Annotated in this window: 21 protein-coding genes and 1 pseudogene; 4 read left to right on the top strand and 18 right to left on the bottom strand. The window is 31.9% G+C overall.

The window, feature by feature from the left end:
- Positions 1-200: 200 nt before the first annotated feature.
- Positions 201-444: pseudogene (locus FHR24_RS10125) on the top strand (DUF7218 family protein).
- A 2-nt stretch (positions 445-446) separates the two neighbouring features.
- Positions 447-1466, top strand: coding sequence for an AI-2E family transporter (locus FHR24_RS10120; RefSeq protein ID WP_167187867.1), 1020 nt, complete (start codon positions 447-449; stop codon positions 1464-1466).
- A gap of 69 nt (positions 1467-1535) precedes the next feature.
- Here FHR24_RS10120 and FHR24_RS10115 read toward each other — a convergent pair whose 3' ends face one another.
- Complete coding sequence (locus FHR24_RS10115) at positions 1536-1718, bottom strand: hypothetical protein (protein WP_167187864.1); 183 nt, start codon at positions 1716-1718, stop codon at positions 1536-1538.
- Between the two features lie 237 nt (positions 1719-1955).
- Between FHR24_RS10115 and FHR24_RS10110 the strand changes: the two genes are divergently transcribed.
- Positions 1956-2432: a hypothetical protein gene (locus tag FHR24_RS10110; RefSeq protein ID WP_167187861.1), complete on the top strand. Its 477-nt coding sequence runs from the start codon at positions 1956-1958 to the stop codon at positions 2430-2432.
- Positions 2433-2465: 33 nt separating this feature from the next.
- Here the strand turns inward: FHR24_RS10110 and priA are convergent, their stop codons facing one another.
- The 17 genes from priA to FHR24_RS10025 form a co-directional block, all read right to left on the bottom strand.
- Positions 2466-4922: a replication restart helicase PriA gene (gene priA / locus FHR24_RS10105; protein ID WP_208412329.1), complete on the bottom strand. Its 2457-nt coding sequence runs from the start codon at positions 4920-4922 to the stop codon at positions 2466-2468.
- A 131-nt stretch (positions 4923-5053) separates the two neighbouring features.
- The gene (locus FHR24_RS10100; RefSeq protein WP_167187857.1) at positions 5054-6079 is read right to left on the bottom strand and encodes a cytochrome-c peroxidase; all 1026 of its coding nucleotides are present in this window, start codon (positions 6077-6079) and stop codon (positions 5054-5056) included.
- A 75-nt stretch (positions 6080-6154) separates the two neighbouring features.
- Entirely contained in the window at positions 6155-7006 is an 852-nt protein-coding gene (locus FHR24_RS10095) for an MbnP family protein (protein WP_167187855.1), read from the bottom strand.
- A gap of 121 nt (positions 7007-7127) precedes the next feature.
- On the bottom strand, positions 7128-7439 hold the full coding sequence (locus tag FHR24_RS10090) for a hypothetical protein (RefSeq protein ID WP_208412328.1): 312 nt from the start codon (positions 7437-7439) through the stop codon (positions 7128-7130).
- Between the two features lie 152 nt (positions 7440-7591).
- On the bottom strand, positions 7592-8491 hold the full coding sequence (locus tag FHR24_RS10085; protein WP_167187852.1) for a transporter: 900 nt from the start codon (positions 8489-8491) through the stop codon (positions 7592-7594).
- Entirely contained in the window at positions 8466-9578 is a 1113-nt protein-coding gene (locus FHR24_RS10080; protein ID WP_167187849.1) for a cytochrome-c peroxidase, read from the bottom strand. Before FHR24_RS10080 ends, FHR24_RS10085 begins: the two co-directional genes overlap by 26 nt.
- Positions 9579-9635: 57 nt before the next feature.
- Positions 9636-10532 (bottom strand): MbnP family protein, encoded by an 897-nt coding sequence (locus tag FHR24_RS10075; RefSeq protein WP_167187846.1) that lies wholly within the window; start codon positions 10530-10532, stop codon positions 9636-9638.
- A 104-nt stretch (positions 10533-10636) separates the two neighbouring features.
- Entirely contained in the window at positions 10637-11011 is a 375-nt protein-coding gene (locus tag FHR24_RS10070) for a hypothetical protein (protein WP_167187843.1), read from the bottom strand.
- Between the two features lie 64 nt (positions 11012-11075).
- Positions 11076-11273, bottom strand: a complete 198-nt coding sequence (locus FHR24_RS10065; protein WP_167187840.1) for a hypothetical protein — start codon at positions 11271-11273, stop codon at positions 11076-11078.
- 73 nt (positions 11274-11346) lie between these two features.
- Complete coding sequence (locus FHR24_RS10060; RefSeq protein WP_167187836.1) at positions 11347-12039, bottom strand: HAD family hydrolase; 693 nt, start codon at positions 12037-12039, stop codon at positions 11347-11349.
- On the bottom strand, positions 12032-12766 hold the full coding sequence (gene kdsB, locus FHR24_RS10055) for a 3-deoxy-manno-octulosonate cytidylyltransferase (protein ID WP_167187833.1): 735 nt from the start codon (positions 12764-12766) through the stop codon (positions 12032-12034). Before kdsB ends, FHR24_RS10060 begins: the two co-directional genes overlap by 8 nt.
- A gap of 9 nt (positions 12767-12775) precedes the next feature.
- On the bottom strand, positions 12776-13186 hold the full coding sequence (locus tag FHR24_RS10050) for a 6-pyruvoyl trahydropterin synthase family protein (protein WP_167187830.1): 411 nt from the start codon (positions 13184-13186) through the stop codon (positions 12776-12778).
- The gene (locus tag FHR24_RS10045; protein WP_167187827.1) at positions 13187-13390 is read right to left on the bottom strand and encodes a hypothetical protein; all 204 of its coding nucleotides are present in this window, start codon (positions 13388-13390) and stop codon (positions 13187-13189) included.
- The gene (gene idi, locus FHR24_RS10040; RefSeq protein WP_167187824.1) at positions 13391-13903 is read right to left on the bottom strand and encodes an isopentenyl-diphosphate Delta-isomerase; all 513 of its coding nucleotides are present in this window, start codon (positions 13901-13903) and stop codon (positions 13391-13393) included.
- Positions 13904-13907: 4 nt separating this feature from the next.
- Positions 13908-14360, bottom strand: coding sequence for a thioredoxin-dependent thiol peroxidase (gene bcp / locus FHR24_RS10035; protein ID WP_167187821.1), 453 nt, complete (start codon positions 14358-14360; stop codon positions 13908-13910).
- A 158-nt stretch (positions 14361-14518) separates the two neighbouring features.
- The gene (locus tag FHR24_RS10030) at positions 14519-17323 is read right to left on the bottom strand and encodes a T9SS-dependent choice-of-anchor J family protein (protein WP_167187816.1); all 2805 of its coding nucleotides are present in this window, start codon (positions 17321-17323) and stop codon (positions 14519-14521) included.
- A 72-nt stretch (positions 17324-17395) separates the two neighbouring features.
- Positions 17396-18622, bottom strand: coding sequence for an MFS transporter (locus FHR24_RS10025; protein WP_167187812.1), 1227 nt, complete (start codon positions 18620-18622; stop codon positions 17396-17398).
- Positions 18623-18765: 143 nt separating this feature from the next.
- On the opposite strand from FHR24_RS10025, the gene FHR24_RS10020 reads away from it, so the two are divergent.
- Positions 18766-19785, top strand: a complete 1020-nt coding sequence (locus FHR24_RS10020; protein ID WP_167187809.1) for a zinc-binding metallopeptidase family protein — start codon at positions 18766-18768, stop codon at positions 19783-19785.
- Positions 19786-19839 lie beyond the last annotated feature (54 nt).

Genomic DNA, 19839 nt, shown 5'->3' with positions numbered 1-19839 from the left:
CCCCACACAAAAGTAAATCTTTTCCCCCTTATTAATTAAAGATTATAAGTATGTTCAGTTTAAATAGAGTGCTAGTACTCGTTAAAAAACTACCAATCAAAACATTAAACAATATCATTAAGGTGATTTTAATCAACTAAAGTTTAGAATTACATCACATAATCTAAGTATTCTTATTGATATCTTTAACTAAAAAAAATATGGACAAACCAAGAATACAAAACGAAGAGCAATATCAAGCTTTAAAAGACAAGGGGTATAGCAAAGAAAAATCTGCCAGAATTGCCAACACTCCAAATTCGGGCAAAAAAGGTGGAAAAGCCAAACCTTATGAAGAATGGACAAAAGAAGAATTGTATAACAAAGCCCAAGAAAGAAATTAATTTAGAAGGAAGATCTAAATTGAACAAGGATGAATTAATTAAAGCATTAAGAAATAACTAAAAATGAAAACAATCTCATCTCAAATAATTAGACAACTATTTGTCTTAATTTTAATACTAACTATTGGAACTCTTATTTTTAGTGAGACAACTCCTTATTTATCAGGAATACTAGGAGCGGTAACATTGTATGTTCTTTTAAAAAAGTTGATGACAAAATTAGTAGACAAAGGTTGGAAAGTTAATATTTCAGCTTTTTTTCTAATGGGAACTTCTTTTCTAGTTATTCTTTTACCCATTATGGGAGTCTTTTTAATGTTAGGAAATAAAATTAAAAAAGCTTCTGAAAATTCTGAAGAAATTATAGAAAGTGTAAAACAAAATCTGAATCAATTAGAAAAATATGTTGGATTTGATTTGGCCTCTACTATAAACACTTCTGAAGTTTCTAAATCCTTATCCGATTATTTGCAAAACTTTATTGGAGGAACTTTTACCACCGTAATGAGTATTGCTATCATGTATTTTTTGCTCTATTTTATGTTGATTAATTACAACAAACTAAACACTGCTATTTATAAATACATTCCTCTAAAAAAGAAAAACTATCAGCTATTAGAACAAGAAACAACTGCTATGGTAAAAGCCAATGCCCTAGGAATACCTTTGGTGGCAATAGCTCAGGGCTTGGTCTCTTTGGTTGGATTTTTAATTTTTAAAGCAGAAAACCCTTTCTTTTGGGCTGTTATTGTAACTATTGGTTCCATGATTCCTTTTATAGGAAGTATGCTAGGTACCATTCCCTTATTTTTACTTACCTACTCTAATGGTGATGTATTTAATGCTTGGGGTATTTTAGCTTATGGAATTATTTTTGTAGGTGCTACAGACAATTTAATTCGCTTATTTGTACTTCAAAAGCTAGATAATGTACATCCATTAATTACTTTGTTTGGAGTTATTATTGGAATTCCTCTTTTTGGTTTTATTGGATTGATTTTTGGACCTTTACTAGTGAGTTTATTTTTTGTTCTTATTCTTATTTATAAAAATGAATACGGAAATGATACTTCTACGTCTTAATATCTCCTAACTTGTCTATATTTGCGTAGTGAAAAATAAGGTTTTACACATTATACTATTCACAGTACTTTATTGCTTTGCCATAAGTGCTGTGCACAAACCCACTGTTTCTGTAAATAATAGGGCATACAAAACTATTTCGCAAGATGAAATTGTTTTAGGATTTTCTGTAAAACTTTTTTGCCCTACCACTTCGTTAGAAAACATAGTTAGCAATCCTACTTCTTTTCCCGTTCCTAGTTTTAAAGACAATGTCACAGAACTAGCAGCGATACTCTACAACTATAAGCAGTTGTTTTACATACAACTTGCTCAATACACTTATTTTACTAGAAATGTACTCATTCGGTACAAAAAGCTAGACCTAATGTTTCCTTTCCAATATTTTTGGTGATTTTTCATGTTTTTCTCAAATCGTTTTTGATCAATTTATCTTGATTAAAAAACACACTTTACAACATCGTAGAACATCAATTTAAAACTTATATAATGGATTTAGAAAATTTCATTACTGTGGGGATTATACTTTTTATCTGTATAACTCCTTTTGTAATCATGTCCCGAAAAAACGCAAAAAAAGAAAAAGAAATATTACAATTACTAGAAAACAAAGCCCTAGAACACAAAGGTGCTATAAATATACACGAGCATTGTAACAATATTACCATAGGTTTAGACACAAACAAACAATTCTTGTTCTTTTTAAAATCTAAAAAAGAGCAAACCTTAGAACAGTTTATAGACTTGTCCTTATTTAAAAAATGTGAAATGGTTAGCACCAACAAACCCTTATTAAATCCTAAAAAGGACAATGTAGTTTTGGAAAAAATAGAACTTGTTCTTACACCTATTCAAAAAAATGAAACTATCCTAAAATTAGAAATGTATCATGAAGAAGATGCAGAACTTAGAGGAGAATATCAATTGGCAAAAAAATGGGTCAAAGAAATAAACCACCTACTTTAAATACTAAAAGCTCTACGGAAACGTAGAGCTTTTTTAATACGCATCTACATCCATATTAATTCTAATGGCTCTAAATTTCCCAATAGACTCAAACATGGTTCTTACTTTTTTAATGTATTCTTTGGTAGCAGGTACCGATTGTTTGGGAGGTATTTTAATAATTATTTGCTTAATATATTGATTTCTTACTCTAGCTACCGATGGTGCCGTAGGTCCTAGTAAGTTTTTTCCAAAGCTATTTTTAAGAGATTTCCCTAACCATTCTGCCCCATCATTTAACAAATTAAAATCTTTGTGTTTTAGGGTAATCTGAATGACTCTATAGTAAGGAGGATAAAAAAAGTTTCGTCTATCTGTTATTTGTTCATCATACATTTGCTCATAACTACTAGTGGTTACTTGCTGTAATATTTGGTGATAAGGATTAAAAGTCTGAATAAAAACGTTTCCTTGTTTTTGGCTACGTCCTGCCCTACCCGATACTTGTGTTAGCATTTGATAACTACGTTCATGCGCTCTATAATCAGGAAAATTTAGCATATTATCTGCATTTAAAACCCCTACCAAACTCACGTTTTTAAAATCTAATCCTTTTGATAACATTTGAGTACCTACCAAAATATCAATTTCTTTGTGTTGAAAAGCTTCTATTATTTTTTGATATCCGTATTTTCCTCTTGTAGTATCTAAATCTAACCTACCAATATTATGTTTTGGGAAAAGTGTTAACAATTCTTGTTCTATTTGTTCGGTTCCAAAACCTTTGCTATTTAAATCTGTACTTCCGCAAGCATCACATTGTCTAGGAATGGCTCTATGATATCCGCAATAATGACAACGTAATTCTTGTTTAAATTTATGCTCTGTTAAACTTACATCGCAATTAGGGCATTGTGGACTTACCCCACAAGTTTCACACTCTAACAACGGAGCAAAACCACGTCTGTTCTGAAACAAAATTACTTGCTCTCCCAATTCCAAAGCTTCTGTTATTTCTTTTAACAAAACATCAGAAAAATGTCCTGTCATCTGCTTTTTTCGATGCTTTTCTTTAATGTCTATCAACTGAATTTTAGGCATTTGTACATTCCCAAATCGTCTATTTAAAGTTACCAATCCATATTTATTAAGTTTGGTATTGTAAAAAGATTCTAAACTTGGGGTAGCAGAACCAAGTAAAATAGTGGCTTTATGAATTTTTGCCAATACAATAGCAGCATCACGAGCGTTGTATCTTGGTGCAGGATCAAATTGTTTGTAAGAAGCCTCGTGTTCTTCATCTACAATCACCATTCCTAAATTGGCAAATGGCAATAAAGTAGCAGATCTAGTTCCTAAAATAATTTTGGCTTTGTCTGATCCTGTTAAAATATGATTCCAAACTTCTGCTCTTTCATTCTGAGAATATTTAGAATGATACACACTTAAATCATCTCCAAAAAACTTTTGCAAACGAATAATTAACTGGGTGGTTAAAGCAATTTCTGGCACTAAAAACAACACTTGTTTCCCCGTAGCAATTACTTCTTTGATTAAGTGAGCATATACTTCTGTTTTTCCACTTCCGGTAACACCATAAAACAAACAAACATCTTTAGAGGTAAAACACTCTTTAATTTGATGAAATGCATTTTGTTGATCGTCACTTAAATTTGGAATTTGCTGACTTGCCTTGTCAAAAACAATTCTATCGGTTTGAATTTCATAAGCTTCAAAAATTCCTTTATTTTCTAATCCTTTACAAACAGCAGCACTAATTCCTGATGTTTCTAAAAGTTCTTTCTTTTTTATAGGAGATGGGTCTTTGGCTTTGATCATAAAATAATGCATCACCAAAGTTCTTTGTTTTTCCGATCGAGATAATACATCTAACAATTCTTGTAACTTTTCTTTATCTTCCCATGCATCAGCCAAACGAATATAAGCAACCATTTTAGGTTGATATTGTTCGTATATTTCTTCTTTTAAACGAATAGCTTCTACATCAATCATGCTTTTAAGAATGGGAAATACTTTCTTTTTAGACAAAATATTTACTACCTGAGCAATGGTTAATTGGGATTGATGTTGTAATGCTTCATAAATTAAATACGCATCGGGAGTTAAACTATTGGGTTCCTCAAAATTAGGATTTGCCAATACAATAGTTTCGCTCTCTAGTAAAAATACAGAAGGAAATGCAGCTCTTAATACCTCTCCCAAAGAACACATATAATAAGTAGCAATCCATTCCCAATGTTTTAGTTGGCTAGCATTTAAAACAGGTGTATCATCTAAAATTTGATAAATATCTTTGGCTTCATACGCTTCTGGTTCTTGCTCATGTAATTTGTAAACAATTCCTGTATATATTTTACTTTTTCCAAAAGGAACAGCCACTCGCATTCCTGTTTTTAAAAAATGATATTCTTCTTCCGTAATACGGTACGTGAACATCCTTTCTAAAGGAAGTGGCAATAAAACATCTACAAAGTAAGGTTGAAACAACAAAAGCTACTATTTTTTATTCTTGCAAAGAAATAGGATTTTAACAGGAGTTCAAAAGGTTTTTATCACAAAAAAACCGCTTTTGAAATAAATCAAAAACGGTTTTAAAATTCTCTTTCCTTTTCCACTATTTTTTAATTACTTATTTCTAAAAATTTAGCATCTGTTAGCGTTTTTAAAAATGAGATCAAATTCAGTTTTTCATCTTCAGACAGAGGAATTTTATTTTCATTATTTTTTAAAATAGGATCTAAATTATCGGCTACTACCACTCCATTATCTAGATAATCTAAAAGCTCTTTTAATGTAACAAATTGTCCAAAACTACCATATGGAGCTGTTACCTCTATATTTCGTAAAGTGGGTACTCTAAACTTCATCACATCCTCTAAATTTCCCGTAACTCTTGCACGACCCGCTTCATCTGTATTTGGATTTACAGGAAAACCAATATTTCTAAAACTCTGATCGGTAAACAATTCTGTACTGTGACAAGTGATACATTTTTCTTGAAAAACCTGATATCCTTCTGTTTCACTCTCTGTAAAAGAAGTTCCTTCATTTCTTTTTACTTGATCATATTTACTATTGGAAGAAATCAATGTATATTCATATTGAGCGATACTATTGTATATTCTATTCCCCGTAATTTCCTCATCACCAAAAGCTTGGTGAAATAAATCTAGGTATTCTTTTTCCGTTTTAAGTTTGCCTATCACTTCTAAAATAGACGAATCCATTTCTTCGTGAGTAATAATAGGCACCAAAGGTTGTTCTTCTAACCTACGTTTGTTTCCGTCCCAATTGTAAAATTTTACAAAAGCCAAATTCTGAATTGGTGGTGTGTTCCTAAATCCTATTCTCCCTTTAATTCCAATAGCTTGTGCATGTGTATCTGCAAAGGCATGAGCTTTTATGTGACAACTAGCACAGGAAATACTATTATCTGCACTTAGTTTTTTTTCAAAGAATAGCTTTTCTCCTAATTCCACACCATATTTTGTGGGTTTATTGTCAAAAAACGAATTGTTGAGCTCCGGAAAACCTTCTGGAAGGTGTAATTCTAGTTCTGGATTGTTATAAGAAATAATTTCAGAATCATCATGATTACAAGATACCAATAATAGTATTATAGAGATATTTCTTATTGTTTTTAGCATACTAAGTGTTTCAGTTTTATCAAAACAAAAGAGCCAGCACTTTTTTTAAAAGTCCACTGGCTCTAAAATTTAATTTTAGTTTTCTACACTTGTTACAGAAAACATTCCTGTTATATTATCATCTCCATTTCCTCCTAAATTATCAACAAACTGCATCATATTTACAGAGGTGTGAATACTTGGAGTTGCATTATCTTCTCCCAAAGTAATTGTAGTAGCTCCGCTTAACAACGTATTAAAATCTGCTTTAATTACAATTTTTGGAGCATTAATTCCAACCACTAAATTTGTAGGCAATTCTAATGTAATGTCTCTATAAGCATCTACACCTTGACCTCCATCATCTGTACTTCCGGTATGGATGGATAATTCTGTGTTATCTTCCCCATAAAAACCTTCAATTTTAGTAAAACGGTAACCTGTTCCCCATTCCCAGTGCATTTCAGTATCGTTTTTACCAGCTGCTGCATAAAAAATTGGAAAAGCCTCTTGATCTAAAGTGTTTAAATTTGACTTTACACCCAATCCAAATTGGATTTTAGTATACGTTGCAGATGGAATGTTATTTAACACATACTGTAATGTTTCTTCTTTAGCTTGATTTACAACTGTGGCTCCGTTATCTAAATCGTTGATATTATAATGAATTTCAATATCTTCTTCATTAATCAATCTAATGTTGCTAATCACATATTTTAATTCAGAAAAATGGTGAATCTGTCCTTCTGTAGAAGTGTTTACTGTAGCTTCTGCTGATGTTGCATCTCCTAAAACAATAGCATCCTCTCCAAAAGTGTTGTTAAATTCTAAAGTTACATTGTTAGTCGTTGGTACCGTAGGTATTGCTTCTGCTTCATCTTCTGTACAAGAAGTTAAAGTCAATACTGCTGCAAAAATGATTGCCAATCCTTTGTTAAAATTTTTCATTTTTTGTAATTTTTTAAATGTTCCTCTTTTTAGTTATAGAGATCTGAACATCTTTATTTTTATATAATTTATTTTTAATCTTATCCTTTTTACAAAGTCAATAAAACAGCTTATTGACTCTTTACCACTTTAAATTTGGTGGTCTAAAAAGAGAGCTTGAAATTAAATAACTATACAAATTTTTATAAACTACATTTAAAATTACTCCTGAGATAGGAAACGGAAGTCTTGTGTTTTCTATGGTTTGACAAAATAAGACTGGAAATTCATAAACCGTTTTTTTTGTGGTGTCTCCTTTGTTCTTTTCGCTTTCTGAGGTTTTAGAAAGTTCTTTCATTAAGTAACACTTTCCGTTACATTGCAACTCTGGTTTGTCTTTATTCACACACAACTCGTTTACAATATAATCGTAACAAGTTATGTACTCAAACACAGGAAATACTGGTTTGAATATTATAAATAAGGTTAATAATAAAATTGCTTTTTTCACAGAAAATTACATCACAACGTGTATTGATACCTTCTAAAAGAGGTAGCAACACACATTATATGTTAAAAAGGAGTTTGTTTTGTCTATAAAATTATTTAGAACTTAAAATAGGTATATACTCCTACAGACTGATTGAAAGTAACCTCATTATCTATTAAGTTTTGAGCAATTGGCAATTGTGTATTGACTCCCAAAATTAAATGTGCTGTTTCCATTTGTACTCCAATACTCGCATTGGTCATGTATCCTTTGGTTCTAGAATCTACAATATCAAACCTTTCTGATGCTAAAAAATGGTCATAACTAACTCCTACACTAGGTGCTAAACTTATATTAGTAGCCACAGGAAAAACATAAGATGTACTTACGTTTACTTGGGTTTGATCTCCATATTTAAATTCATCATCATTAGTCCCTTTTATAAAATACATAGCACTAGCATTAAAAGACCATTGATTGTTAGTATAATAATATTGAACTGGCAAGAGTATGTCTAAACTCCCTGTTCCCAACTGTGCTGCTGATGTTTGGTTTAAGCTAGAATTTTGCAAATCAAATTTACCTGTAGGTAATTTTAATCCCGCTCCTAACTTTAAACTATGATTACTTTCTGAGTGCAATACATTAATCAATCCATAAACACTTATATCTCCCATACCACTGTTGCTTATATTTCCAGAGGCTTTGTACCTATTATTAAATCGGTAAGGAATGGTGGCATTAATTTGTATTTTATCGGTAATATGATATTGACCCGAAACACTTACTGTATTTACATGATCTTCTGCCAAAGGAAAGTCTGGATCCGCAGTCTTTTGTATGTATTGAAAATACATATAATTATAACTAAAACCTATATAATTCCCTCCTAAAACGTTGGCAAAACTGCTGCTGTTAGAAGATCCACAACCACAAACATCGCATGCGTAAGTGTTTGTAGATATTAGTATTAATAAGGTAAATATTATTTTAATTAGGTTTTGCAAAACGTTCATCGTTTATAAATTCGTTATCTGTTAAGGTTTCTAAAAAAGCTAAAATGGCAACTTTTTCACCTTCTGTCATTGGGATTCCTAAGATCTCCTCTCCGTTCGAGTTGGTCTGAATCAATCTACTATCTAAATTATCCATTTTTGTAATTAAGGGATACGTATCATCATCATAAAAATCTAATACTTTAGAAAGCATAACAAATCGACCATCGTGCATATATGGGTATGTTTTTATTACATTTCTTAAACTAGGCACTCTAAATTGATAATAATCGTCTCTAGTTTTTAATTCTTCTACGGTAGCAAAAGGATTTGGTGAATTAATTCTTGCTCTTCCTGTTTCATCAGGTAGACTAGAGTTTTCTCCTATTCCGTTGTTGATAAATTCTTGATTGGTAAACAATTCTCCACTATGGCAATTGGCACATTTTTGTTGAAACAAAGCCAAACCTTCTTTTTCTAAATCTGTAAAGGATCCTCCTACTTCTCCTCGTACATATTTGTCATATTTAGAATTTGATGACACCATAGCTCCCATAAACTGAGATAGTGCATTTAATAGATTAACACTGTTAATGGCATCTTCTGATTGAAATACGGCTGTAAACAATTCTTGATATACTGAGTCTTCTTTTAATTTGGCAATTACATTCTCCATCGTTTCATCCATTTCTACTTCTTCTGTAATGGGGATGAGTGGTTGGTCAAATAACATTTCCTTAGCTCCATCCCAAGTAAAGTCCTCTAAAAAAGCTAGATTTTGTATGGGTTGTGAATTTCTTGTTCCCACAACACCTGCATGCACACCTTCACTTAAATCATGTCCGTGGTGTGTAAATGCATGTGATTGATTGTGACATTCTGCACAACTAATTCCGTTGTTTAAAGACAATCTATTGTCATAAAACAACTTTCGACCTAATATAAATCCATCTGTAGTAATAGGATTGTCCTCAAAGTCATAAGTAGTTGCAGGAAAATTAGCAGGTTGTTCAAACGAAATCTCAAAATCAGTATAGACCTCTTCCTCATCTTGTCCACAACTTACCATAACAAGCAAAAACACAAATAAAATTGTATTGTATTTCATATCCTTAGATAATAATACAATTACAGCTATTAAAAAATAGCTGTAATTGTGATGTTGTTAGTGAGAATGTGAGTCTTCAGAATCCTCATCATCATGAGCGTGATTGTCCATTTCTACATCTTCCAAATTGATTGCTGCTTCGTTTGGGTGTAAATGTTCAATTTCAAAAATATTTGCATAATTGTCTGAAAAATTGATAGAAGCATCATCTGTACCTCCATGTGCACCAATGGCATCATAAGCAACTTCTATTCCAGGAGCATCTGGTGTAAATAATTTTTCTATTGACACATTTGTATGTATACTTGGAGATATTTTAGAAGCAATTGTTAAAGTTTCCGGAAAAATTAATTCAACTGTTCTAAATCCATCAACTCCTCCTTTATTACCAACATGTATTTGTAAATTTGTTGGAGCAGTTGTTGTTACGTCTAAATTAGTTGCTTCTATTTTAGAAAAAATGTAAGAATTAGGATTCCAAGACCATACCATGTCTTCACTATCTTGCTCTGCCAATTCCATTAATTTTATTTGATTTTCAGTACTTCCGCTTGCAACTTCTTGGCTTACTCCTACACCAAAAGAAATACTTTTATAGCTTCCTTCTGGTATACCTGTTAAATACATTCTTACAACATCCGTTTCATCAGCATTAGCTAAATCTATTAATTCAGCAGCATCGTTGTTAGACAAGGCTACTACCTCATCATTGGTCGTTGTTACTTTAACGTCAGACACTATGAACTTAAATTTGGTCAACTCTAAATTTTGTTGATTATCCTCAGAATCTGTTAAGGTAAATTCATCTCCTAATCCCAAAGAATGCTCAAATTTTAAAACGGCAGAAACATGTGTTCCTTCGTTTTCATTTCCCATAGAATCATCATCGTTGTTACAAGAAATTAATGCAGTAGTCGTTAAGGCTAAAAAAGCCCATTTTCTTAAATTTTTCATTTTATGTTTTGTATAAATTTTAAATAATAACTAGTGGTTAACTCTTTGTTTCTTTATAAAACAAAAAGTACCAAAAAGGCATAGTTATGCCCTGAATTTAAAACTTATACAATAGGAGGTTTTAACATATCTTTACTCATTAAAAAATAATACGAATACTGATTTTTAAAATGAGAAGTAGTTAAATGTGTAGGTATAAAAGTAGCTGTATCCTGTTTTATTTCTTGATAAAACACAGGAAAAAAAGCCGTACTAATATCTACTGTAGCTTTTGAAGAACCATGCTCTACAACAGGATTTAATTGCTTTGCTAAATGACATTGTCCGTTACATTGTAGCTCTGGCTTGTCTTTGTTAACACAGTACTTTTCTATAATTTCGCTTAAATGCGTTTCATAATACAACACATTTCCCACATAAAATGCAGGTCTAACAGACAGGGCTGTTAAAAGAGTTATAATGATGAATTTTTTAAACATTGAATGCAAAGATAAATAGAATAAAAAAATCTAAGCTAATTTTAGCTTAGATTTTTTTATTCTATTAAGAAGTTATTAATTTCCTAGCAGGTTCTAAATGCGGATGCATAAATACAAATCGGTTTAACCATAACTGCAATTCTCCTACTTCGTGTGGTAACAATCGCTTGGTTGCTTTGTTTAACTCATTAACAAACAAGTCCAAATCAAAACTAACTTTTTCTAGTATGGTCAAGGTATAAGAGTACATTTCTCTCGCCATCTTTTTCTTTTTTTTTTGCTAATATAATAGATAACATTTGTTTATTCTCTATTAAATCGCAAAAAACATACCTTTATTGTAAAAATTCAATAATTTTTTTAGCAGATGTAAGTATTGGATACTCATGTGTATCTATAACATCTTGAGCTACAGTCTCGAACTGCCAAATAGAATGAAAAGGAATATGAATGGCATTTGCTCCAATTTTTAGAACAGGTAATACATCAGACTTTAAAGAGTTTCCTATCATTAAAAAATCTTTGGAAGCAATATCTAAATGATTTAATATTCTTTGATAACCTTCAGGGTTCTTTTCGCTCATGACCTCTACATGGTGAAAGTATTTTAACAAACCTGAACGTTCTAATTTTTTTTCTTGATCTAATAAATCTCCTTTGGTTAATACGATTAACGTATATGTTTTAGAAAGCTCTTCTAACACTTCCACAATACCTGGTAACAACTCAATAGGTTTGGTTAACATCTCCTTTCCTATTGCTAATATTTGCTGTGTAATTTTGGCAGGTAGTGTATTATTAGACAATTCTGTAGCACACTGTATCATAGATAAAATACAGCTTTTTACTCCGTAACCGTACAAAGGAATATTTCCTGTAATTACTTTGTATAATTCTTGCTGAATTTTATTCTCAGTTTCATAAATAGATAATAGCTTGGCAAATTGATCTTCGGCTTCTCTAAAATAAGGTTCGTTTACCCAAAGTGTATCGTCTGCATCAAAAGCTATAATCTTATACTTAGCCATGCTGAATCATCTGTTTTGCTTTTTCTAAATCTTCAGGAACATCAATTCCAATTACTTTAAACGGTGTTTCTACCATTTTCATTTTCATCCCGTGTTCTAAAAAACGAATTCCTTCTAACTTTTCGGTAGCTTCGTTCTGACACATTTTCATTTTAGGAAAATTTAACAAGGCATATCTTCTAAATGCATAAATTCCTATGTGCTTATAATAAGTAGTGTCTACACTTTTGTCTCTTGGATGTGGAATGGGTGCTCTAGAAAAATACATTACGCATTTTTTATTGTCTAAAACCACTTTTACATTGTTTGGATTTTCTATTTCTTCCCAATCATCCATGGTATGCACTAAAGAAGCTACAGCTATTTCTCCGTGAATGTCTTTTTTAAAAACTTCTATTAAATCTTCTAAAGGCTCTTTTCTAGTAAAAGGCTCATCTCCTTGTACATTGATAATAATATCACCTGGAACCATATCAGCAGCTTCTGCAATTCTATCAGAACCACATTCATGCTCCTGTAAACTCATAATAACATTACCATTATTGGCTTCAATTTCTGCTTTTATTTCGGCACTGTCTGTCACCACATAAACGGCATCAAACAAACCTGTGTTTACCGTAGCTTGGTAAGTTCTGGTAATTACAGTTTGTCCACACAAATCACTTAATAATTTTTTAGGGAATCTTGATGCTTGCAAGCGAGCAGGAATCATAGCTATTACTTTCATAAAAGTGTTTTATTTACCAGAATAAGTTACGTAATTTCTTGGGGTTTCATATAAAGTTATTGCCAACTTTAAATGAGTTGGAATATGGGCTCTTAATTGATGCCAAATATAAATCGATATATTTTCTGCTGTGGGATTGGTGTTTTTAAACTCAGGAATTTCTAAATTTAAATTTTTATGATCTAAAGTATCTTCTACTTCAGCTCTAATCAATCTTTTTAAAATTTTTAAATCCATCACAAAACCTGTTTCAGGATCTACAGGACCTGTAACAGACACGACCAATTCGTAATTATGACCGTGGTAATTAGGATTGCTACATTTTCCAAAAACTTCAAAGTTCTTAGCATCGTCCCAATCGGGTCTAAACAAACGATGTGCAGCATTAAAATATGCTACTCTATGTACGGTTATTTCCATTTATGATTCTTTTTTTGCAACTAAAATATTTCCTAAAACAACATACCCTATCAAAAAGAAAATGATAAAATTAAATCCTATTGATTTGATATTTCCTGACACCAAATTAAAAAAATCTGAATGATATTTAAACAAACTATTTGCCAAAGTTGTAATCACAGAAAACAAAAATCCGATGAGCAATTTGTTTTTAACTTTTTCCATTTATTGTTTGATAAAATCGTAAAACTTTTCAAAAATAATCAAAAACCAAGCTGTATAAATTTCGGGATGTACTTCCATATCTTTTTTTACATCTTCTAAAGAAATCCACTTGTAAGCTTCGGCTTCGTCTGGGTTTAAATTAGGTTCTTTGTTATAAGTACCTGTTAATACATGGTCAAATTCGTGCTCTGTTAAACCATTGTCAAAAGGAGCTTTGTATATAAAAGAACACACATCTTTTAAATCTGTGCTAAAGCCCATTTCTTCCTGCAATCTACGTTTACCAGCTTCTACATTACTCTCTCCTACTTTTTGATGGCTACAACAGGTATTAGTCCACAATAAAGGGGAATGGTATTTACCTGCAGCACGTTGTTGTAGCATTAGTTCTCCTGCATCATTAAAAACAAAAACAGAAAAGGCTCTGTGTAACAAAGCTTTTTCGTGTGCTTCTATTTTTTCCATGATTCCAATTTGTTCGTCTTGCTCGTTTACAATAATCACTTGCTCCATATATTTATTTTAAAATTTGAGCCGTATGCTCTTTAGTTTTTACTTTGGCAATTACTTCAATGATGATACCATTTTCATCAATCACAAAAGTAGTTCTATGAATTCCGTCATATTCTTTACCCATAAACTTTTTAGGTCCCCAAACACCAAAAGCTTCTATCACTTTTTTGTCTTCATCGGCTAATAAAGAAAAGGGTAATTCTTGTTTGTTGGCAAAATTAGATTGTCTTTTTACAGAATCTGCACTTACTCCCACAACTTCATAATTCTGAGCTAAAAATGTTTGGTAATTGTCTCTTAAATTACATGCTTCTACGGTACAACCAGGAGTACTTGCTTTAGGATAAAAGAAAACAACTAGTTTTTTTCCTGCAAAATCACTTAGTTTTACTGTTTTTTCATTTTGATCTACCGCAACAAAATCAGGAGCTTTATCTCCTACTTTTAACATCTCCATAATTTATTATTTTTTAAAGAAACACAAATATAGAGAAAGCATATAGGATAGCTAAATAGATAAACAGAAACTTGTTATTTAGACTTGTAAAAAACTAATGCATAAAAAAACCTGTAAGAGACTTCTCACAGGTTTTAATTTTCAAAAACTTAAAGCTCTTATTCTTTAACAAACTTTTTTACTATTTGTTTATTATCAACAGCAATGGTTAAAAAATAAACTCCATTTTGTAACAGCGCTACATTTATTTGTTGATGAATTACTTGTCCCACTAAAACTCTTTGTCCTAACATATCTTGAATATGGTAAGCAACTTCTTTACCTTCTGGATAATTAACTGACAATACCGAGCTTACTGGGTTAGGACTGATCGTTATATTTTTATTCGTAACAACATCAGTACTTAAAACAGCATCATTGGTAAAGGAAACATTATCTATAGCAATATCATTATTAAATGTATTTCCTCTAACTGCTCTAAATCTAATCTTTACCATTTGATTTGCATAAGCCGATAAGTTGATAACTTCCTCTATAAAAGGGTCTGCATTGGCGGTTTGCACGGAATTTTCATAACTGATTAGTGTATTAGAAAACGTAGTTCCACCATCTGTACTAATATCTACATGCAAGGCTCCAAAACTAGCAGCGGTGCTATAAAGGTGATATTTAAATTTTAACAAAGTATTGTCTCCCAATAACACACATGGTGAAATCAATTGAGCTTCATTGGTATTGCTAAACCCACTTGCTTCAGTAAACATATAATTGGTAGTTGCATCTCCATCTCCATCAGCCGTAGGCCCCGTATTACCCGAGACTGTAGTTCCTATTTCTGTTTCCCAGGTATAACCAGAAGCATCTGCTATAGTTGTCCATCCATCAGAATCTAATGCTTGATTTTCTGTAAAACCGTTAAAGTTTTCTGTATAACCTACTGTTTTTTCTGCTCCAACAAGAATTGACGTATCTGTAAATATTTTTGATAAAGTCTCCGATCCATTAGATACCGTTAATTTCACGTTGAAAGTTCCTACCGAAAAAGTATGTATAGGGTTTTGTTCTGTGCTGTCTACTGTTCCATCATTATTAAAATCCCAAGTCCAAGAGGTTATTGCTCCCGTGGTCAAGATACTGTTGTTCGTAAAACTTACATCTAATGAATTTAAACAAATACCTTCCGTTTTATCAGCCGTAAAATCTACTGTAGATTTATTTTCAAACTTTACATCGTCTATCGCAACATCGTTATAAGATGTATTTCCTCTTACCACTCTAAATCTAATTTTCACAATTTGATTTGCATATTCAGGCAAAAAGATAGAAGCTGTAGAATAAGCATCTGTATCGCTATCTTGTGTAGGATCTAAAAAGGAAGCTACTGTTTTTTCCCAGGTTGCTCCTCCATCAGCACTAACGTCTACATAAAACTCTCCAAATTTAGAGGCTGCTGTAGATGAATACATATGGTATTTAAAAGAAAGTACAGGACTCACTCCTGTTTGAAAACAAGGAGATATTAACTGAGTTACATCACCTGCAGCATAGGTTTCACCAGAAAAAGAATAAGATTTGGTATACATATAAACACCACTAGAAGTTCCCGAGGCATCTGTCTTTGGACCTGTACCATTAGTTGGTGTTGCACCACTATGTACGTACCATTTAAAATTAGAAGCTGCAGCTATTACAGTCCAATTATCTACAGGATCTTCATTTTTAACAAACGTATCAAAATCTTGAGTGTAAGGTAAAGACTTACCTCCTACATATATTTTTCTATTGTAAAAAACCTTTGTTATAGTTTCACTTCCATCAGAAATACTTAAAGCAACCGTATGCTCACCTTCTGAAAAAGTATAAGATGGATTTTGCAAAGTACTATCTGTAATTCCATCATTATTAAAATCCCAAGCCCATGAAGTTGCTCCTGTGCTAGCATCTGTAAATTGAACAGTAAGCGATGTGTTACAAGATGCAGTGGTATCGGTTGTATAATCTATACTTAAAGAAGGACACACAAAATCACCTCTTACATTAGAGGTAAAAATAGCATACATTCTAGCTTGTTGTTCAGCACTAAAATGATCCCTACAAATTCTTCTTGAATAAGACATTAAGTTTCTTGTATCTGGGTTAAATGTAGCTCCATTAGCATCTGTAATAGTACCTGTATACATACAATTTGCATCTACATTTCCATTTTCTTGTACGTTAGGATCTGCTGGAGTATCGCAAAATCCATCACCTGCACTGCTACAGTTAGATCCATCTATCAATTCTCTTTTGCTTACATCCTCATGATCATGGTTGTTATGAGTATGCTGCAATCCAAAAAAGTGTCCCATTTCATGAGAAATAGTAGTTCCGTTGGTTAAAACATTCCTATCCATTGCTATAATATCTCTACCTCCAGGATAATAAGCATATCCGTTACCAGATGCTAAATCTGTAACAATTAAGTTTACCATTTGGCTTTTTATGTATCCATTATTTACCAAGTAATCTTCATCATCATCGGGATCACCGCTGTCTCCAAAAAGAAACAAATCGTCATCTAAAATATAAGTAATCTCATCACACCTAAAAAAGTCTAATGAAACCTCGTTAAAATAGGTGTTTATGGTTCCTATGGAATAATCTATATCTGCTTCGGTTAAATCGTTTCCTGTCCCATCTGCTTTTTTAATCATGATTACATGAATAGGAACTGATGTTTTTTGAGGCTCTACAGTTTGAACTCCATTTACTTTGGGTGCTCTATCTTTAGATTTTTTTTGTTTGAATTCATTTTCATAAAGAGTAATTTCATCTCTATTGTTATTGAATAAATTCTGAAACGTTACTGCACCTCTCGTATCATCTTCGTCATTATGATCATCATGTGATTGTGCGAAAATGGTTGTTGAAAACAGAAAAAAGAGAAGAATAAAGGTTTTTGGGAATGTGTAGTTTTGTTTCATAGTATATTTTTTTAAACTTCAAAAATATACCATAAACACCAAACAGACGACCTTATCTTTATTAAAAAAAAGTTATGAGAGCTTATTTCCGTACTTTTTAATACCAATAAAAGCAAATACAAGTCCTAACACGGGTAATAAGACCATGTATCTATACAAATCACTACCAATGGCTGAATAGATAATGGCTGCGATTACAGGAAAACAAGCCATACAAAATGAGTTGATTCCTTCACTAATCCCCATAATTTCTCCTAATTTTTTTGGATTGGCATTTACAGATATTAACGAATTAAAAACAGGAAAACACAAAGATAGACCAAGGTTTAAAATATAGTAATAAGCAATATACCAGGCTAAATCTTTTGTTAAGGTAATCGCTATTAACCCTAGAGCACTTAGGATTAAACCTAAAATTAATGTTTTAAAAGCTCCTATTTTTTTCACAAAAAACTTAGAAACAAATGCTTGGTTTAACGCTAAAAACAACCCGATTACAAACATAAAAAAACCTAATTCTTTTACGTTAAAATCAAACAAATCTACCAAAAACAAAGCCATGGTTCCTATGTAAAACCCCATCATAGCAGAAAAGAAAAATTTCATGGTAAACAGCACTTTAATAAACGGTGATGGATTGACTCTTTTTACTCTAAGCGGAATTATTAAGACTTCCAAAATATTGGTTTTATCTTTAGGGGTTCTTTTATCCTCAGGATGAGATTCTTTTAACCATTTAAACACTGCTATTAACGTAATGGTAGATATTACTATAGAGGTTAGCAAGGTTCCCATATAACCTAAAGAAGTGGCAGCTGTAATCCCTCCCAATCCTGGACCAATAATCATTCCTATCCCCGCAATTCCTCCCAAATATCCAAAAATATAAGATTTCTCTTTTGGGGTAGTAACATCACTTACATAGGCATTGGTAACAGATGCGTTCCCTCCTGTAATTCCATCTAAAATTCTAGATAAAGCAACAATCCATAATGGTAAAGCAAAACCTAACAACGGATATTCTGGCAATGTTAGAGCAATGACAAAAATAATCCAGCTTAATAAAGTTCCTGCTTGGCTAATTAACAAAATTGGTTTTCTTCCTTTATTATCAGACATGGCTCCCAACAATGGTGCACCTATAAACTGAAAAGCACTGTACAAAGTAATTAACAATCCAAAAACCCATTTTGGGGCACCATAACTATTTACCACAAAAGGTAAAATTGGCATTAAAATACTAAAACCTAATACGTTTACAAAGGTTAACAAATAAGCAGGGATAAACTTTTTTTCCATACTTCAAAAGTAGTTTATCTACCTTAAAATTTAAGTATAAAATTAATTTAAAAGCAAAGGGATTTACCACTAATTTATTTAGTAAGTTAGCCTTGTTAATCAACCCTTTATCGTTTTAACCTTAGGCTATTTATATAAAAAACATGAAAACTTTTAACTGCCCAAATTGTCAAAATCCTATTTTTTTTGAAAATACCCAATGTGAAAAATGTTTTACACATGTTTCTTACAATCCAATGACCGAAAGTTTTGAAGCAAATGAACAATTACAGCCTAATGATTTGTGTAAAAATCAATCGTTAAACATTTGTAATTGGTCTGTTGCAGGTAGTCATCAAGAGAATTTTTGTCTTGCTTGCTCTCTTAATAGAGAAGTTCCCAACCCTAAAGACCTAAATGGATTTGACAAATGGGAAAACTTAGAACCTGCCAAACACCGTTTAATCTATCAATTGCTAAAATTAAAACTACCTATTTTTTCTAAACTTGAAAAAGAAAACGGAATTGCCTTTGATTTTTTATCAGAAAACAACAAACAAAAAGCAGTTACAGGTCATGCCAATGGAGTCATTACCATTTTACTATCCGAAGCAGACTCTGTTCATAGAGAAGTACTAAGAAAACAAATGAATGAACCTTACAGAACTTTGTTGGGCCATTTTAGACACGAAGTTGGTCATTATTACTGGGATCTTTTATTTGATGAAAACAATATAGACAAGTGCAGAGCTATTTTTGGAGATGAGAGAATAAACTATGGAGAAGCTTTACAAAACCACTATAAAAATGGAGCTCCAACTAAGTGGAATGAAAATTATATTAGCGAATATGCAAGTTCTCATCCTTGGGAAGACTGGGCAGAATCTTGGGCACATTATTTACACTTAATGGATACCCTAGAAACTGCAAACGCTTTTGGTGTTTCTTTTAAACTAAAAAAATATCCTTTAAAAAATCTTACCAAAGCAATTTGTCCAAACCCGTATGAAACTACTAGCTTTAAAACTATTTTTGATTCTAGCGTAGCTTTAACCTGCATGGCTAACAGCTTAAATAGAGCTATGGGCTTGTCAGACATTTATCCCTTTGTAATTCCTAAAGCGGTCTATAAAAAATTAAATTTTATTCACAATGTATTAAGCAATTACTCCTCCATAAGCTAACTGCTGTTATTTTTAATCCTTATTAATTAATCATTTAAAGTAAACCTTTCTTTT

It is taken from the genome of Wenyingzhuangia heitensis (assembly GCF_011762155.1).
In the GTDB taxonomy this organism is placed as follows: Bacteria; Bacteroidota; Bacteroidia; order Flavobacteriales; family Flavobacteriaceae; genus Wenyingzhuangia; species Wenyingzhuangia heitensis.
Note: the sequence above shows the minus strand (reverse complement) of the source record. Positions and strands in the feature narration are given on the sequence as shown.

Coding starts and splice junctions, on each gene's coding strand:
- FHR24_RS10120 (WP_167187867.1), top strand. CDS start 447: ATGAAAACAATCTCATCTCAAATAATTAGACAACTATTTGTCTTAATT.
- FHR24_RS10110 (WP_167187861.1), top strand. CDS start 1,956: ATGGATTTAGAAAATTTCATTACTGTGGGGATTATACTTTTTATCTGT.
- FHR24_RS10100 (WP_167187857.1), bottom strand. CDS start 6,079: ATGCTAAAAACAATAAGAAATATCTCTATAATACTATTATTGGTATCT.
- FHR24_RS10095 (WP_167187855.1), bottom strand. CDS start 7,006: ATGAAAAATTTTAACAAAGGATTGGCAATCATTTTTGCAGCAGTATTG.
- FHR24_RS10085 (WP_167187852.1), bottom strand. CDS start 8,491: ATGAACGTTTTGCAAAACCTAATTAAAATAATATTTACCTTATTAATA.
- FHR24_RS10080 (WP_167187849.1), bottom strand. CDS start 9,578: ATGAAATACAATACAATTTTATTTGTGTTTTTGCTTGTTATGGTAAGT.
- FHR24_RS10075 (WP_167187846.1), bottom strand. CDS start 10,532: ATGAAAAATTTAAGAAAATGGGCTTTTTTAGCCTTAACGACTACTGCA.
- FHR24_RS10070 (WP_167187843.1), bottom strand. CDS start 11,011: ATGTTTAAAAAATTCATCATTATAACTCTTTTAACAGCCCTGTCTGTT.
- FHR24_RS10065 (WP_167187840.1), bottom strand. CDS start 11,273: ATGGCGAGAGAAATGTACTCTTATACCTTGACCATACTAGAAAAAGTT.
- FHR24_RS10060 (WP_167187836.1), bottom strand. CDS start 12,039: ATGGCTAAGTATAAGATTATAGCTTTTGATGCAGACGATACACTTTGG.
- kdsB (WP_167187833.1), bottom strand. CDS start 12,766: ATGAAAGTAATAGCTATGATTCCTGCTCGCTTGCAAGCATCAAGATTC.
- FHR24_RS10050 (WP_167187830.1), bottom strand. CDS start 13,186: ATGGAAATAACCGTACATAGAGTAGCATATTTTAATGCTGCACATCGT.
- FHR24_RS10045 (WP_167187827.1), bottom strand. CDS start 13,390: ATGGAAAAAGTTAAAAACAAATTGCTCATCGGATTTTTGTTTTCTGTG.
- idi (WP_167187824.1), bottom strand. CDS start 13,903: ATGGAGCAAGTGATTATTGTAAACGAGCAAGACGAACAAATTGGAATC.
- bcp (WP_167187821.1), bottom strand. CDS start 14,360: ATGGAGATGTTAAAAGTAGGAGATAAAGCTCCTGATTTTGTTGCGGTA.
- FHR24_RS10030 (WP_167187816.1), bottom strand. CDS start 17,323: ATGAAACAAAACTACACATTCCCAAAAACCTTTATTCTTCTCTTTTTT.
- FHR24_RS10025 (WP_167187812.1), bottom strand. CDS start 18,622: ATGGAAAAAAAGTTTATCCCTGCTTATTTGTTAACCTTTGTAAACGTA.
- FHR24_RS10020 (WP_167187809.1), top strand. CDS start 18,766: ATGAAAACTTTTAACTGCCCAAATTGTCAAAATCCTATTTTTTTTGAA.